At 68.2% G+C, this 14,553-nt stretch carries 17 protein-coding genes and 1 tRNA gene; 7 read left to right on the plus strand and 11 right to left on the minus strand.

Annotated features, from left to right (window positions below; translation table 11 throughout):
- Position 1: 1 nt before the first annotated feature.
- Genes Y710_RS13000 through Y710_RS13015 form a run of 4 tightly spaced genes read left to right on the plus strand, consistent with a single transcriptional unit; the run spans position 2 to position 3,382 of the window.
- Positions 2–1,057 (plus strand): ABC transporter permease, encoded by a 1,056-nt coding sequence (locus tag Y710_RS13000; RefSeq protein ID WP_082781315.1) that lies wholly within the window; start codon positions 2–4, stop codon positions 1,055–1,057.
- A complete protein-coding gene (locus tag Y710_RS13005) occupies positions 1,054–1,878 on the plus strand; it encodes an ABC transporter permease (RefSeq protein WP_062367630.1) in 825 nt (274 codons plus the stop codon). The genes Y710_RS13000 and Y710_RS13005 overlap by 4 nt, the downstream gene beginning before the upstream one ends.
- Entirely contained in the window at positions 1,875–2,705 is an 831-nt protein-coding gene (locus Y710_RS13010; protein ID WP_062367631.1) for an ATP-binding cassette domain-containing protein, read from the plus strand. Before Y710_RS13005 ends, Y710_RS13010 begins: the two co-directional genes overlap by 4 nt.
- The gene (locus Y710_RS13015) at positions 2,702–3,382 is read left to right on the plus strand and encodes an ABC transporter ATP-binding protein (protein WP_062367632.1); all 681 of its coding nucleotides are present in this window, start codon (positions 2,702–2,704) and stop codon (positions 3,380–3,382) included. The genes Y710_RS13010 and Y710_RS13015 overlap by 4 nt, the downstream gene beginning before the upstream one ends.
- Here Y710_RS13015 and Y710_RS19150 read toward each other — a convergent pair.
- The 10 genes from Y710_RS19150 to Y710_RS13065 form a co-directional block, all read right to left on the minus strand.
- Positions 3,322–4,068: an ammonium transporter gene (locus Y710_RS19150; RefSeq protein WP_062367633.1), complete on the minus strand. Its 747-nt coding sequence runs from the start codon at positions 4,066–4,068 to the stop codon at positions 3,322–3,324. The two genes, Y710_RS13015 and Y710_RS19150, sit on opposite strands and share 61 nt — an antisense overlap.
- Positions 3,987–4,658, minus strand: coding sequence for an ammonium transporter (locus Y710_RS19155; protein WP_231875741.1), 672 nt, complete (start codon positions 4,656–4,658; stop codon positions 3,987–3,989). Before Y710_RS19155 ends, Y710_RS19150 begins: the two co-directional genes overlap by 82 nt.
- A gap of 87 nt (positions 4,659–4,745) precedes the next feature.
- Positions 4,746–5,660 carry an urease accessory protein UreD gene (locus Y710_RS13030; protein WP_052692460.1) on the minus strand — a complete coding sequence of 305 codons (915 nt, stop codon included), beginning with the start codon at positions 5,658–5,660 and terminating at the stop codon, positions 4,746–4,748.
- An 8-nt stretch (positions 5,661–5,668) separates the two neighbouring features.
- Positions 5,669–6,295, minus strand: coding sequence for an urease accessory protein UreG (gene ureG / locus Y710_RS13035; protein WP_006894749.1), 627 nt, complete (start codon positions 6,293–6,295; stop codon positions 5,669–5,671).
- 7 nt (positions 6,296–6,302) lie between these two features.
- Positions 6,303–7,016: an urease accessory protein UreF gene (locus Y710_RS13040; protein ID WP_231875742.1), complete on the minus strand. Its 714-nt coding sequence runs from the start codon at positions 7,014–7,016 to the stop codon at positions 6,303–6,305.
- Positions 7,003–7,611, minus strand: a complete 609-nt coding sequence (gene ureE, locus Y710_RS13045) for an urease accessory protein UreE (RefSeq protein ID WP_062367635.1) — start codon at positions 7,609–7,611, stop codon at positions 7,003–7,005. The genes Y710_RS13040 and ureE overlap by 14 nt, the downstream gene beginning before the upstream one ends.
- A 53-nt stretch (positions 7,612–7,664) precedes the next feature.
- Entirely contained in the window at positions 7,665–9,383 is a 1,719-nt protein-coding gene (locus Y710_RS13050) for an urease subunit alpha (protein WP_062367636.1), read from the minus strand.
- Positions 9,383–9,850: an urease subunit beta gene (locus Y710_RS13055; RefSeq protein WP_062367637.1), complete on the minus strand. Its 468-nt coding sequence runs from the start codon at positions 9,848–9,850 to the stop codon at positions 9,383–9,385. Before Y710_RS13055 ends, Y710_RS13050 begins: the two co-directional genes overlap by 1 nt.
- A 35-nt stretch (positions 9,851–9,885) precedes the next feature.
- Complete coding sequence (locus tag Y710_RS13060; protein WP_006894743.1) at positions 9,886–10,188, minus strand: urease subunit gamma; 303 nt, start codon at positions 10,186–10,188, stop codon at positions 9,886–9,888.
- A 251-nt stretch (positions 10,189–10,439) separates the two neighbouring features.
- Positions 10,440–11,267, minus strand: a complete 828-nt coding sequence (locus Y710_RS13065) for an HNH endonuclease family protein (protein ID WP_081598052.1) — start codon at positions 11,265–11,267, stop codon at positions 10,440–10,442.
- A 528-nt stretch (positions 11,268–11,795) separates the two neighbouring features.
- Here Y710_RS13065 and Y710_RS13070 point away from each other — a divergent pair.
- Positions 11,796–11,868 (plus strand) — tRNA-Ala (locus Y710_RS13070).
- A gap of 40 nt (positions 11,869–11,908) precedes the next feature.
- On the opposite strand, the gene Y710_RS13075 is transcribed toward Y710_RS13070, so the two are convergent.
- Positions 11,909–12,637: a hypothetical protein gene (locus Y710_RS13075; protein WP_062367638.1), complete on the minus strand. Its 729-nt coding sequence runs from the start codon at positions 12,635–12,637 to the stop codon at positions 11,909–11,911.
- Between the two features lie 432 nt (positions 12,638–13,069).
- On the opposite strand from Y710_RS13075, the gene Y710_RS13080 reads away from it, so the two are divergent.
- Both Y710_RS13080 and Y710_RS13085 read left to right on the plus strand, forming a co-directional pair.
- Positions 13,070–13,834, plus strand: a complete 765-nt coding sequence (locus Y710_RS13080) for a lytic transglycosylase domain-containing protein (RefSeq protein ID WP_062367639.1) — start codon at positions 13,070–13,072, stop codon at positions 13,832–13,834.
- A 154-nt stretch (positions 13,835–13,988) separates the two neighbouring features.
- On the plus strand, positions 13,989–14,519 hold the full coding sequence (locus tag Y710_RS13085; protein ID WP_006894716.1) for an MmpS family transport accessory protein: 531 nt from the start codon (positions 13,989–13,991) through the stop codon (positions 14,517–14,519).
- Positions 14,520–14,553 lie beyond the last annotated feature (34 nt).

A 14,553-nucleotide genomic window follows, 5' to 3' on the forward strand; every position in this document is an offset into this window, starting at 1 on the left:
GATGACCATCGCGCCGAACCGGCCCGCCGTACGGGTACCGGCCTCCATCGACGAACCGCCCGAACCGCGCGCCGGCCGATCCCGGACGCGCCGCGCGGGCCGACTGCTCGTGCGCCGCGCCCTCATCGGGGTCCCGACCGTCGGCCTCATCTCGCTCGGCATCTTCGCGCTGGCCGCGGCATCACCGTTCGATCCCCTCACCGCGTATCTGGGCAGCCGGTATCAGAGCGCGACGCAGGCTCAGCGTGAGGCCACCGCCGCCGCCTATCACGTCGATCAGAGCTGGTGGTCGGCGTGGTGGCAGTGGTGGCGCGATGTACTCAGCGGCGACCTCGGCTGGTCCTCGACGCTGTCCCAGCCGGTCGCGACGGCGCTCACCGAACGCCTGCCCTTCACCTTCGGCATGGCCGCGGTCAGCTTGACGCTGGCGACCGTGATCTCACTGTCGGTCGGGACCGTGGCGGGCATGCGGAGGGGCGGACTGCTCGACCGATGCTGCACCGCGGGCGCCACCGTTCTCGCCGCCGTCCCGCCGTTCGTGGTTTCGCTGGTGCTGGTCACCGTCTTCGCCGTCGGTCTGAGCTGGTTCCCGTCCTCGGGTGCGCGAACCCCGGGCAGCCGCTACTCGCCGTCGGATCTGCTCGCGCACGGTGTGCTGCCGACGGTGGCGCTGACCGTGTCGATGATCCCGTGGCTGCTGTTGACCACCCGGGCCTCGGTGGTCGAGGCGACGGGCTCGGATGCCGTCCTCGCGGCGCGTGCGCGCGGGATCAGCGGGATGCGGCTGCTGCGCGGCCACGTGCTCCCGGTGTCGGTGCTGCCGACGCTCGCACTGATCGGGACCCGGCTGCCCGAACTGATCGCGGGCGCCGCGATCGTCGAGACCGTCTTCGGCTGGCCCGGACTGGCGAAGGCACTCGTCGATTCGGCCGTCGGACTCGACTTCCCGCTGCTCGCCGCGCTCACCCTGGGATCGGCGGTGCTGGTCATCGTCGGCTCGGCGCTGTCGGATGCGGCCGCCGCCTGGATCGACCCGAGGATCGGGCTCACCGCATGATCGGGCGAGTGAAGCTGCGCCCCGGCCGGACCGGATGGCTGGCGGCGGGCCTGGCGGCCGTCGCCGTCGTGGTGATCGCGCCGCTCGTCGCGGGCCCGCAGCAGCCCGACTTCGCGCGAGCGCTGACCGCGCCCGGACACGATTTCCTGCTCGGATCCGATCATTCGGGCCACGATCTGGCGATCCGGACCGCTCAGGGCCTGCAGATCTCCCTGCTCATCGCCGCGATCTGCGCCCTGGTGTCGACCGCCATAGGCATCGCCGTCGGCGTGGGAGCGGCCGCTTTCGGCGGCTGGTTCGACGCGTTGACCATGCGGTTGGTCGACGGTGTCAACGCCCTTCCCCATCTGGTGCTCGGGGTGGTCATCGCCGCGATGTGGCGGGGCGCCCCGCTCGCGATCATCGCGTCCATCGCGCTGACCCACTGGCCCGCGGTGGCTCGTGTGGTCCGCGCCGAACTCCTGAGTCTGCAGACCGCGGGATGGATCGAGTCGGCGCGGCTCGCGGGCGCGGGCCGCACTTTCATCGCCACCCGGCACATGGTGCCCGCGGTGACCGGGCAGGCCCTGGTCGCGATGGTGGTGCTTCTGCCCCACGCGGTCTGGCACGAGACCACACTGTCGTTCCTCGGCGTGGGTCTGTCGCCGGATCGGGCGAGCCTGGGCACCCTGCTCGACGACGCCCGCGGCGACGTGCTCACCGGTGCGTGGTGGACGCTGGTGGTGCCGGGGCTGGCGCTGATCGCCGCCGCGCTCGCGGTGACGCGCCTGGGAACACTGGTGGCGCGGCGTCACCGACCGCCGGCCGGGAGCGTCTGGTGACGGCGGCGGTCGCCTCCCTGGCCGGCGTCACGGTGGACGTGTCCGCGGACCGGGGCCGGCGGCGCACCGCGGTGCGCGTGCTCGACGACGTCTCGCTCGAACTCGCACCCGGCACGGTCACGGCGCTGATCGGCGAATCCGGCTGCGGCAAGTCGATGGTCGCCTCGGCTCTGTGCGGACTGCTCCCCGTCGGCTCGGTCGCCACCGGACGCGTGCGGATCGGCGACCGCACGCTGGACCCTCGCGACTCGGCGTGGCATCGGGTACGAGGACGAGAGGTGGGCCTGGTCCCGCAGTCGCCGGCCACGAGCTTCACGCCGGTGCGGACCATCGGAAGCCACTTGTCCGAGACGGTGACGGTACTGGGCGCGGACCGCTCGGTCCGTGAACTGGCCGACGCGGTCGCGTATCCGGCGCGGGCGCTGGACCGGTATCCGCACGAGGTGTCCGGCGGGATGGCGCAGCGTGCGGCGATAGCCGGGGCCGTCGCGGGCCGGCCGCGAGTCCTCGTCGCCGACGAGCCGACCTCGGCGCTCGACCCCGAGTTGGCCGCGGCGACCTGGCGGTTGCTCGCCGGAGCCGCGGCCGACGGCGCGGGCGTCCTCGTCGTCACCCACGACATCGAGACCCTCCGGCAGGTCGGCGTCTGCGATGCGATCGCCGTGATGCGCGAGGGCCGACTGCTCGCCCGGTTCTCAGCCGGCGAGTTCGACGGCCTCGCCGCCACGTCGGCGTCGGACGCGGCGGACGCTGCGTACTCTGCGGACGCGACGACGCGACTGACCGACGACGAGTACATCGCGCAGTTCCTGCAGGAGGTCCGGTGATCGAGGCGAAGGGTTTGACCGTCTGCTACGACGGTGTCGAGGTGGTGAGCGACGTGGACGTCCACGTCCGTCCCGGCTCGATCACCGGTGTCCTCGGGCGGTCGGGCAGTGGCAAGACCACGCTGCTGCGGGCTCTCGCCGGCCTGGTCCGGCCCGCTCGCGGATCGGTCACGTACGGCGGATCGGTCTGTCCGAGGCCGGGATCGATCGCCATGCTCGCGCAGCATCCGCGACAGGTGGCCGATCCCCGATGGACCCTGGCCCAGACCATCACCGAACCGGCGCGGATCGCCGGCAGGCGCGCCGAGCGCGACACCGCCGCCGTCGCGGCGCAACGCGCCGGGCTCGCCCTCGATCTTCTCGACCGGTTCCCGTCACAAGTGAGCGACGGTCAGCTCCAGCGCGCCTGCCTGGCACGAGTGCTCGTGCAGCGTCCGGGATATCTGCTGTGCGACGAGCCGACGGCGATGCTCGACCCGATCTCGGCGCGCGCCGTCGTCGAGGTGATCAGCGCGCTGGCGCGCGACGGGGTCGGCGTCGCACTCGTGAGCCACAGCCGCGCGCTCGTGCGAGCGCGCAGCCGGTGTGTGCTGGACCTGTCGGACGACGCTGCGGGTCAGCTGCCGGCCGTCGGCCGGACCGACGTGGAACCCGTCACCGACTCGTCGTCGTTGTAGGCGCAGGCCCCCTGTTCCACCTCGTCCATGCGGTCCTCGTCGGCCGGGTCCACCCGCAGCCCGACCGTCCACTTGATGAGAAGCGCGATGATCAACGTCAGGACGAACGAGTAGCCGATGACCGCCAGCAGTGCCACCACCTGGTGTCCGAGGAGTGCCCCGCCGCCGCCGAAGAACAGCCCGTCGTGGCCCGAGTCGTTGATCTCACGGCTGCCGAAGAAACCGACGGCGAGGGTGCCGAGAACGCCGCCGACGAAGTGGACGGCGATCACGTCGAGCGCGTCGTCGTATTTGAAGACGTCCTTGAGCCGCAGCGCCAGGTGGCAGACGGCGCCCGCCAGCACGCCGATGACCAACGCACTGACGGTGCTGACGTATCCGGCCGCGGGAGTGATCGTCGCCAGTCCGGCGACGCCGCCGGTCACCGCGCCGAGCACGGTGGCCTTGCGGGTCAGGACCCATTCGATGAACAGCCACACCACCAGTGCCGCCGCACCGGCGACGTGCGTGTTCAGCAGGGCCTGCGCGGCGAGCCCGTCGGCGCGCAGGCCGTCGCCCGCGTTGAACCCGAACCAGCCGAACCACAGGATTCCGGCACCGACGATCACGAACGGGATCGAGTGCGGCAGCGGAGCGCGGTTCCCGAACACCTTCCGCCGGCCGAGCACCAGCAGCAACGCGACCACGGCGGCTCCCGCCGACGCGTGCACCACAATTCCGCCGCCCAGTCCTGCGCTCCGAGTTTCACCAGCCAGCCGCCCGGGTTCCACAGCCAGTGCGTGATCGGCGGGTACACCACCACCGACCAGGCGATCAGGAACACCACCCACCCGAAGGCCTTCAACCGGCCGACCACCGCGCCGGTGATCAGCGCGGGTGTGATGATCGCGAACATCATCTGGTAGGCGACGAAGGCGAGCGTCGGAATCGCCAGATGCGTCGCGGCGTCGACCACGTGACGCGGGTTGGTGGGCACCGACCCCAGATCCGAGAGCCCGAACAGTTCGAGATCGCCGGTGACCCCGCCCTTCGACGGCCCGAACGCCAGGGTGTATCCGATGACGACCCACGTGAGAGTGACGATTCCGATCGGCACGATGTTCTGCTGCATCATCGTCAGCACGTTCCGCTTGCTGACCATGCCCGCGTAGAACAGCGCCAGACCCGGTGTCATGAACAGCACCAGGGCCGCGCAGATCAGCACCCAGCCGGTGTCACCCGGACTCACTTCCAGGGACGCTCCGGCGGCCAGCACGCTCGCTGAAGGTTCAGACATTCACTCGTCTCCTCGGCTTGTCGGAGTCTGCAGGCTCCTCCTGCAGGGGGTTGGCGAAACCGCGGGCGGGGTGAGCCGCGGCCGTCGTCACTGCTGGCCCCGCCACAGTTGTGCGGGGCCGATCGGTGCACCGAGCACTTCCTCGCGCACGATCGACCAGAAGGCCCGGACCCGTTCGGTGACGGGCTGGCGCTCCACGCCGAGCACCTTGAAGATGAGTCCGCAGTCGCCGGGGAGCCGGCTAGCGCCGCTGTAGGCGCCGTCGATGAGGCCGGTCGGCACTCGGACCAGGATGGCCTCGGCGTGCTCGGGCGGGGTCAGCACGACAACGTTGCCGAAGACGTCGTAGCGCCCCATGGCGCCGGGATGGCGGATGGGGCTGCGCTGCGGTTCGATCAGGATCTTCTCGGTGAACAACCGCGTCCCGTCGGGGCGCCGCGCCTTCATCAGCGAGGAGAAGACGTCGTACCCGAAGACCTCGTCGGCGCGGTGGTGCTTGCGGCCGGACAGCACGATCTCCGAGGACAGCAGGGTCGCCGACTCGGCGATCTCGATGTCGCTCGTCACCACGTACCGCGAGTTGCGGTGCGGGATCGTCGAACCCGGGAGGTACTCGACGTAGGCCCCGTCGCCGAGCACGAAGGTCTGCGCGTGCACGGCGTAGTTGGCGTCCATCTGCTGCACCTTGGTGGCCGACTGGGTGGTGATGTGGACGCGCGTATCGGTCTCGGCCACGACGTCGACCGACAGGCGGTCGCCCTGCACCACTCCGCCGGAGGTGGAGACGATGCAGACGCACGCCATGTCGGGGACGGCCTCGTCCCAGTACAGGGCCTGCTGCACCAGCAGCGGCGTCTGGCGGTACAGGTCGGCGAGAACGGTTCTGCCACGCCGTTGTTCGAATCGCATTCGCAACGCACCGATCTTTCCGGGGGTGCCCACCCGGGCCTGTCTGGGCTGATCCTGGTAGATCGCCAGCTCGGGCAGGTCCACGGCGCCCACGGCCTCGGTCAGCCGCCGACGGAGTCGAAGAGGACTCCGTGGGCGATCAGGTCGACGACCTCTTCGACACCCTCTCCGGTCTTGCAGTTGGTGAACACGAAGGGCTTACCGTTGCGCTGCGCGGCCGAATCGCGTTCCATCACCGACAGATCCGCGCCGACGTACGGCGCCAGATCGGTCTTGTTGATGACGAGGATGTCCGACTGCGCGATGCCCGGACCGTTCTTGCGCGGGATCTTGTCGCCGGCGGCCACGTCGATCACGTAGATGAAGAAGTCGACGAGGGCCGGGCTGAAGGTGAGCGTCAGGTTGTCGCCGCCGCTCTCGATGAACACGATGTCGGCGTCGGGGAAGGTCGCCTCCATCTCCTCGACCGCGGCCAGGTTCATGCTCGGGTCCTCCCGCACCGCGGTGTGCGGGCACGCGCCGGTCTCGACGCCGACGATCCGCTCCTCGATGAGCACCCCTTTGAGCGCCTTCTGCACGTGCTTGGCGTCTTCGGTGGTGACGACGTCGTTGGTGATGATCAGCACGCTGGTGCCGCGCTCCACGAAGTGCGGCGTGATCGCCTCCAGCAGTGCCGTCTTGCCCGAGCCGACGGGTCCGCCGACGCCGATGCGAGTGGTCTTCTTCATTGGGTCCTCAATTCAAGAACATGCGTACGTGCGATCGGACATGGATCGGCGCGAAGATGTCGAGCATGGGAGCGAACGTGGACATGTCGTCCAAGCTCAGGTCTTTCACCGCGTGGTAGTCCTCGTCGGCGGTCGCGCCGACATCGAAGAGGATCTGCTGGGTGTCCATGTGGTCCACGCGAACCACCCGCAGCGCCGCTCCCACCACGGTCGCGGCGACGCCGTACTGGTGGATGCCGAACGACTCCTGTTCGCCGGCACCGATTTCGGCGAGCACCAGGGCCCGGGTGGCGGGATAGGTGCCGGGCACCTCGCCCGATTTGATCCGCTCGAGCCAGTCGGCGATCGGCGCCAGACGGAGTCCCAGTTCGGCGAGCTTGCGGCCCATCCGCGTCACCATGACGCGGCCCTCCTCGTTGAGCTTGCGCTCGATCACCGCGAAGTCGGCATCCGCGAGCCCCGCGTCGTCGCAGGCGAGCGCGGCGCGGTGCGCGTGCAGCACGGCGATGCCGTCGCAGGACGCTCCCTGCTTCACGCACACCTGCACGAACTGCCGCAGGCTCTCGGCGTCGGTGACCAGGCCTTCGGCGACGGCCGTCTCCAGGCCGTTGGAGAAGGAGAACGAGCCGACCGGCAGCATCGTGTCGGAGAACTGCATCGCCCGCATGAAGCGGGTGATGTCGGGGACGGCGCCGGTCTCGGTCACGTCAGTGGTCGTCACCGGCGTGGCCGTGCGGATGCGTGTGGGTGTGGCCCCCGCCCTCGCGGGCCGCACCGCCGAACAGCCGTCGAGCCTCGTGCGGCGCGATGTACGGGATCACCTCGGCGCCGGGGATGAACCGGTGCACCACGCCCTCGAGTGCGTGCGTGCGCATCACCGAGTTCATCACCGGCTGCGCGACGGTGAGCGGCACGTACACCTTGACGCCCTTGACCACGGCGGGCCAGTGCGGGTTGCCGATCGCATGCCCCAGCTCCAGACAGGTCTGGATCACGGTGTTCTCGTCGCGTCCAGCCACCTGGCTCAGGTCCACCTCCATCACGTCCTGAAGGGTGATCCGGGCGATGATCGCGGTCTTTGCGTCCTCGTCGTATTCGAGCACGTCGCCGTCGCGGAGCTGCACGCCGCGGTCCAGCGACACGGCCACCTCGTCGCCGTTGGCGGTGGTCCGCCGCAGCCGCGACTTCTGCGCCTCCCACTGGTCGAGGAAGACGTAGTCGCAGTCGGCGTCGGCCAACCGCGCCTTCCATTCGTCGTCGTGCTCGTTGCCGAGAATCGACTCCACGACGTTGAGCCCGGTCGCCGGACTTTTCATGAAGAGTTGCCTCCGTAATACGGTCGGTAGCGGGTGCGGTCAGCTGATGAAGTTCAGCTGAAGAAGTACAGCTGGTTGAGACTGATGTGGGTGGCCGGTTCGACGTACGCGTGCTCGCCGTCGACGGTGACCGCGAAGGTCTCGGGATTCACCTCGATGTCGGGTATGTAGTCGTTGCGGACCATGTTGTCCTTGCTGATCTCACGGGTGTCCTGGACGGGGATCACCTGGCGTTCGAGTCCGTACCGTTCGGCGATCCCCGACTCGTACGCCGCCTTGGAGACGAAGGTCGCGGACGTCTCCTGCAGGGTCTTCCCGTAGGCGCCGTACATCGGGCGGTACATCACCGGCTGCGGGGTCGGCAGGGACGTGTTCGGATCACCCATCGCATGCCAGTTGATCACTCCGCCCTTGATGACGGTGCGGGGCTTGGCGCCGAAGAAGACCGGCTCCCACAGCACCAGGTCGGCCATCTTGCCCGGGGCGATCGAACCGACCGAGTGGGCCAGACCGAAGGTGATCGCCGGATTGATCGTCACCTTGGCGACGTAGCGGAGCACGCGGAAGTTGTCGTTGCCCGGCGCGTCCTCGGGCAGCTTGCCGCGGGACCGCTTCATCGCGTCAGCCATCTGAACGGTGCGCAGCCAGTTCTCGCCGATCCGGCCCATCGCCTGCGAGTCGCTCGACACGATCGAGATGACGCCCATGTCGTGCAGCACGTTCTCTGCGCCGATCGTCTCGGCGCGGACGCGGCTCTCGGCGAAGGCGACGTCGGACGGCACCAGCGGATTCAGGTTGTGGCAGACCATGATCATGTCGAACAGCTCCGCCTGCGAGTTGATCCCGTAGGGCAGCGTCGGGTTGGTGGACGCGGGCAGCACATTGCGTTCCGCGGTCACGCGGAGCAGGTCGGGCGCGTGACCGCCACCCGCGCCCTCCGAGTGATAGGTGTGAATCGTCCGGCCGTCGAATGCGGCGATGGTGTCCTCGACGTAGCCGGCCTCGTTCAGCGTGTCGGTGTGGATCGCCACCTGGATGTCGTAATCGTCGGCGACGGCCAGCGCCGTCTTGATCGCCTCCGGTGTGGAACCCCAGTCCTCGTGGATCTTGAGACCGCCCGCCCCGGCGAGCAGCTGCTCCTCGATCGGCGGACGCCGCGACGAGTTGCCCTTGCCGCAGTGCAGGACATTCACCGGCAGACCTTCGTTGGCCTTGAGCATCATCTCCAGATTCCATGCGCCGGAGGTGATCGTGGTGCCGTTGGTTCCGTCGGTGGGACCGACGCCGCCGCCGATCAGCGTGGTGATGCCGCCGGACAGTGCGGTGTACGACTGCTGCGGCGAGATCATGTGGACGTGCGAGTCGAGGCCCGCCGCGGTGAGGATCAACTGCTCGCCGGAGATCGCATCGGTGGCCGGCCCGGTGATCAGGCCCGGCGTGACTCCGTGCATGGTGGACGCGTTGCCCGCCTTGCCGATACCGGCGATCTTGCCGTCCTTGATACCGACGTCGGCCTTCACCACGCCCAGTTCGGCGTCGATGATGACGACGTTGGTGATGACGATGTCGAGGGCGCCGGTGTCGCTCGTCGACGACGGGTCCTGGCCCATACCGTCGCGCAGCGTCTTGCCTCCGCCGTAGATGGCTTCGTCTCCGATGACCCGGAGGTCCTTCTCCACCTCGACGTACAGATCGGTGTTGCCGAGGCGGATCTTGTCGCCGGCGACCGGACCGAAGAGTCCCGAGTAATCCTTCCGAGAAATGCTGGTCATCACTTGTCCTCAATTTCTGACGTACGGGCTTGTGCGGGCTGTGGCGCGGACTTGAAGCCTCGCTGCTCGAGCAGGTCCACCACGTGCTGATAGCGCGGCCGGTAGATGTCGCGCACCGGAGCCCAGCCGTTGACGATGCCGTTGAACCCGTACACCCGGCTCTTGCCGGCGAACGGAACCAGCGTCACGTCCTGTTCGTCGCCCGGCTCGAATCGCACCGCGGTGCCCGCCGGAATGTCCAGGCGCCATCCGAAGGTGGCGGGCCGATCGAACTCGAGTGCCCGGTTCGCCTCCGTGAAGTGGAAGTGTGATCCGACCTGGACCGGCCGGTCACCGGTGTTGCGCACGGTGATCTTCTGTCGGGGCCGCCCGACGTTGAGCTCGATCGGCTCGTCCCGCAGGACGTACCCGCCCACCGGGACTCCCGAGGGCACCCCATCGTCGTTCGTCGAATTCTCCGAGGCCATGCTGCGCTACCCTTCGTAAGCTCGCCGAGTGGTGGTCAACGAATCGGATTGTGGACCGTCACGAGACGGGTGCCGTCGGTGAACACGGCTTCCACTCGGACCTTGGTGATCATGTCGCCGACGCCTTCCATCACGTCGTCGACGGTGAGGACGTTGGCGGCCTCGCTCATGACCTGTTCGACGGTCTTGCCGTCGCGAGCGCCCTCGAGTGCGGCGGCGGTGATGATCGCGACTGACTCGGGGTGGTTCAGTTTGAGCCCGCGGGCTTTTCGACGTTCGGCCACCATCGCGAGATTCAGAATCGTCAGCTTGTCGAGCTCACGCGGCGTCAAATGCATGCCATCCCCTTGAAAGACATCGAGCGGTGATCCCGCCGCCGTCTCCGCACGGAAGACCGCGGTGTGACTCATGTGATTTGAACTAGCACCGGCTCCGACTCGCCGCTGAGTTCTGGACAACTCGCCCGAAGACCGGCGCACGGTAGCACCCGATGGCGCGGAATGTGTTCCAGATCAGTGGATTTCGGCCGTCCGAATGGTCACGCCACTTTCCGGCGTCGACGACCCCACTCGGCGATAAGACCTCGCCGTCAACCGTAGGTGCGGCGCACGGCGTCCGACTCGGTCGGCAGCGGCTGATCAGGGCACTTCTCGAGAACCCGGGAGATCGCGTCCTTCTCGGCGCCGGTGACCCACAGGCGGTACTTGAGTTTGACCGCCACCTGCCGCGCCACGTATGCGCAGCGAAAGCTCTTGTTCGGCACGAGCCAGGACGCCGCGTCCGAGTCGGACTTGGCGGAGTTGGGGGCGCGCGTCGAGGCGATCAGGTTCAGCGGATCGTTCGAGAAGGCGATCCGCTCGGCCCGGCTCAACTGCTGTGCGCCCTTCTGCCACCCGTCGCCCAGGCTCACGACGTGGTCGATCGGCACCAATGCCGATGTCTTGTTCCCGCGCACGAATTCGACCACCGAGCCGGTGTACGGGTCGTGCAGAGTCCCTGACTGCACCACGCACGGCGGCACGCGGGGCGAGGTGCCGCGGACCTTGCACGTCACATCGGTCAGATCGCGGGAGAGGATGTCCTCCCGCGTACTCAGCCCGTTGCGACCCCAGGCGGCGGTTTGGTCGTCGGTCCATGCCGGACCGAACTCGGCGCGCGCGTACCCCGTCTTCGGCGCCCGCCCCTTGACCGCGAGTCGCGCCAGCCCGGCCCGCGCCGTCCCCACGGGAGCGGGCGCCTGCGTCTCCGGCTCGACGGCCCCGGACGGGGACACCGGTACGGGAACGTGCGAGCGCGTCACCGAGGGAGTTGCCGGAGCCTGCGCGGCGGGCGCGGGCAGCGAGCATCCGGACACCAGGCCGGCGACGAGCGCTCCGGAGGCGACTGCCAGAGCTGTCCGTCGCGGCCTCCTCGTCATTCCCACATGCGCGAGAGTAGACGGCGCCTCGGACACCGGAACCAGCGAGTCTCGACTGCCACTCAAGACTTCCCCGGCGCCCCGTGCGTTAACCAGAAGTGAGGTCAGGTTAACTTCGGGTGTCCGGATCTCCGCGGAGCGCGGCGCGCACCAGATATTCACAGCAACCCCGCAGGTAAAACGCACTTTCTTTCATGCACGAACGGCACTGTGTTCGTAGCCACCACCGCAGGTGAATGTGATTCGGGTCTGCATAGAGATACCGATTCGACCGGTTGTGTAACGATTTTCTGGCATCGCCCGATGCGGCCAACTCCTACCGAAAGGCGAACACATGTTCCCCGCTCTGACCCAGTTCTTCAACGACTTCACCGTCTTCGGCGGCGACCTCCTGCACGTCGCCATCACCATCGGTTTCGGCGGATAGGCCACCGTTGGACGCCGGTACGCGGCCCCTCGACGCAGGGGCTTTGCGTACCGGCGTTCGCGTCCTGTTAGACTGATCTCCGGTCGTCGGCAAGACGCTCAGGGGCTATGGCGCAGTTGGTAGCGCGACTCGTTCGCATCGAGTAGGTCAGGGGTTCGATTCCCCTTAGCTCCACAGAAGTGAGGCCAGGTCAGAGGAAATCCTCGACCTGGCCTCACTCGTTCTCACGGCCGCATCCCCGGAAGCGCTTCCGCCAACAGACGAGCGATGAGAAGACGGCGCACGCCACCGCCACGCTGATCGGCACCGCCCACGCGATCACGCCGAGACCAGCCAAGATCAGCAGCATCACCAGGGGCACGAACAGCGGGAGGAGCGAGCCCGCACCGGGCCACGAGCTCATGAGCCGTCGCCGGCGGCGGCGTCGGGTAGGTGGACGCGCCGCGCGTGATCGACGAACTCCGCCAACGCACGCCACGGGTCCGCTACCTGTGCGGCCCCCCGACATGCCCGCAGGATCATCCCGCCACGCGCCGCGCACTGCGGCGCTGATCTCAGCGTCATCACCCGTGACCTGTACGGAGAGTTCTTCCATCCGGCTCACGAGCTTCTGCACGCGCGGGTCGTCGGCGGTCGCACCGGACAGGCGCAATTCCTCGACTCGTCGGTACAGATGAGGCCATTCGATCTCGGTCCGGTAGGCCAGGCCCGGACCGGTCTCCGCCGCTGCGGCAGCGAGGCGCTCGCGTTGCTCCCCGTTCAAGTGGCGGTCGAGCACCTCGCCCGCGCCGGTGCGAGCCGCTCGCATGAGCCGCAGCATCTCCGCAGGGTCGACGCACTCGACACTGGCGTCCCCGGCGGCGACCACTGCGGCCAGTCGTTCCCGCAACCGGCCCAGAGCGATCAGTTCCGGATCGACGCGCCGGAGTTGATCAGACAGCACCCGTAGCGGGGCGAGCCATCTCGTCCCAGTGATGCAGGGTCCGCACCGTCAGTCCGCTCGTCTCCGCGGCCTGACCGACGCTCCACCGCTTCGACACGTTCGCCATGTCTCCACCATGCAACCTCACGTCGCGTGAGGTGCAAGCCGCGCGAGACACACCGCGCGTGAGCTCCACCCCGAACTCCGGAAATCGGACGCTACCTGCGGTTTCGTGTCTCACCTCACAAACTGGGCGAGGCGCCGTCGTTGACCTGCATTATCACCGAACTACTACAAAGCACCATAGGCGCTTGGTAACGACCCAATAACGGTATCGCGACGAACTCATGTACGTTCGTCCGCAGTCCTCGAACAGCCGCCGTTCGCGGCCCGAATCGCCTGCGTGGCCGGCTGTCGAGAGGAAGCCACCCTCCCCGATACCAAGGTCTGACCATGCATCCGAATCGCAAACCGCTGAAGTCCGCCCTGCTCGTCGCGGCCGGCCTGGTTCCGGTCACCGGAGCCCTGATGGGCGTGACGTCGAGTTCCCCGGACCGCGTGGCATCCCCCGACCACGCCGCGGCCTCGACGCCCATCCGTGCCGAGGCCGACCCCCGTCCGGCACCGTCGACCACCCAGACCCCCGTCCGGCCGGTCGCCGCCACACGGCACGCCACCCCTCCCGCACCCGCGCTGCCCGCCTCGGTGACGACCGGCGTGATCCCGCGCATCAACTTCGAGGCCTACCGCTCGGCTGCGGCCACGATGGCCAAGACCACGCCCCGATGCCATATCGATTGGAAGCTGATCGCAGGCATCGGCCGGGTGGAGTCGCAGCACGCCAACTTCGGTGACGCCGACTCGCGCGGCCAGTTGCGGCATCCGATATACGGCCCCGTCCTCGACGGCTCGCTCGCCGGCAACCAGGTCATCGCCGACACCGATGGCGGACGCCTCGACGGCAACGCACAGTACGACCGCGCCGTCGGACCGACCCAGTTCCTCCCCGCGACGTGGGAACACTATGCGGCCGACGGCAACGGCGACGGCAAGGCCGACCCGCAGAACCTCTTCGACGCGGCACTGACGACGGCGCGCTACCTCTGCGACGAGAACCTGGACCTGGCCGATCCGGCCGGGCAGAGCCGCGCCGTCCTGCGATACAACAACTCCGCCGAGTACGTCAGCAACGTCCTCGGATTCGCGCGGAGTTACTGAGCGCGCCATTCCACCGCGCGCGTCCGTTCACGCGACGCCGTTCTGTCGTCCGACTAGACGACTTAAGCCGGTTTGTCCGACCCTTCGCATACCATCCCGGATGTCCGACTGAGGGGTTTCATCCCTCAGGCAACACCTTTCACAGGAGTCCGAGATGACAAACCCCGAGTCGCAGCCTCAGCAGCCGAATCCGTACGGTCAGCAGCCGAATCCGTACGGTCAGCCGTACCCGTACGCCCCGCAGCCGCCGGCGAAGAAGCGAAAGAAGTGGCCGTGGATCGTCGGCGGACTGGTGGTGCTGTTCATCGCCGTGATCGCGGGCTGCTCAGCAATGGTCGGCGGCGTCGCGAATGAGATCGACAAGGCCGCGAACAGCACCGCCACCGTCACCTACCGGGTCACCGGCGGGGGTACCGCGTCGGTGACCTACAGCGACAAGGACTTCAACATGGCCCAGGACACCGCAGCGCAGCTGCCCTGGACCAAGGACGTGACCCTGCAGGGGTTCGGCAAGATCGCCAGCCTCACCGCCACGAACGACTTCGAGGCCGACGCGAGCCAGACGATCACCTGCGAGATCCTGGTGAACGGCCAGGTGAAGAACACCCAGACCAGCAAGGGTCCGGCGGCCACCGCGAACTGCACCTACAGCGTTCCCACCGAGGAGAGCCAGCCGAGCAGCTAGTCGCCCGGGTTGTCCGCAGGTCCCGTCGCCATGA

It is taken from the genome of Gordonia sp. QH-12 (genome assembly GCF_001578675.1).
GTDB classification, from domain to species: Bacteria; Actinomycetota; Actinomycetes; order Mycobacteriales; family Mycobacteriaceae; genus Gordonia; species Gordonia sihwensis.

Excerpts from the sequence above, each read along its gene's own strand:
- ureE (WP_062367635.1), bottom strand. The coding sequence starts at position 7,611 with ATGAAAAGTCCGGCGACCGGGCTCAACGTCGTGGAGTCGATTCTCGGC.
- Y710_RS13065 (WP_081598052.1), bottom strand. The coding sequence starts at position 11,267 with ATGACGAGGAGGCCGCGACGGACAGCTCTGGCAGTCGCCTCCGGAGCG.
- Y710_RS13000 (WP_082781315.1), top strand. The coding sequence starts at position 2 with ATGACCATCGCGCCGAACCGGCCCGCCGTACGGGTACCGGCCTCCATC.
- Y710_RS13005 (WP_062367630.1), top strand. The coding sequence starts at position 1,054 with ATGATCGGGCGAGTGAAGCTGCGCCCCGGCCGGACCGGATGGCTGGCG.
- Y710_RS13085 (WP_006894716.1), top strand. The coding sequence starts at position 13,989 with ATGACAAACCCCGAGTCGCAGCCTCAGCAGCCGAATCCGTACGGTCAG.
- Y710_RS13050 (WP_062367636.1), bottom strand. The coding sequence starts at position 9,383 with ATGACCAGCATTTCTCGGAAGGATTACTCGGGACTCTTCGGTCCGGTC.
- ureG (WP_006894749.1), bottom strand. The coding sequence starts at position 6,295 with ATGAAGAAGACCACTCGCATCGGCGTCGGCGGACCCGTCGGCTCGGGC.
- Y710_RS13060 (WP_006894743.1), bottom strand. The coding sequence starts at position 10,188 with ATGCATTTGACGCCGCGTGAGCTCGACAAGCTGACGATTCTGAATCTC.
- Y710_RS19155 (WP_231875741.1), bottom strand. The coding sequence starts at position 4,658 with ATGTCTGAACCTTCAGCGAGCGTGCTGGCCGCCGGAGCGTCCCTGGAA.
- Y710_RS13055 (WP_062367637.1), bottom strand. The coding sequence starts at position 9,850 with ATGGCCTCGGAGAATTCGACGAACGACGATGGGGTGCCCTCGGGAGTC.
- Y710_RS13080 (WP_062367639.1), top strand. The coding sequence starts at position 13,070 with ATGCATCCGAATCGCAAACCGCTGAAGTCCGCCCTGCTCGTCGCGGCC.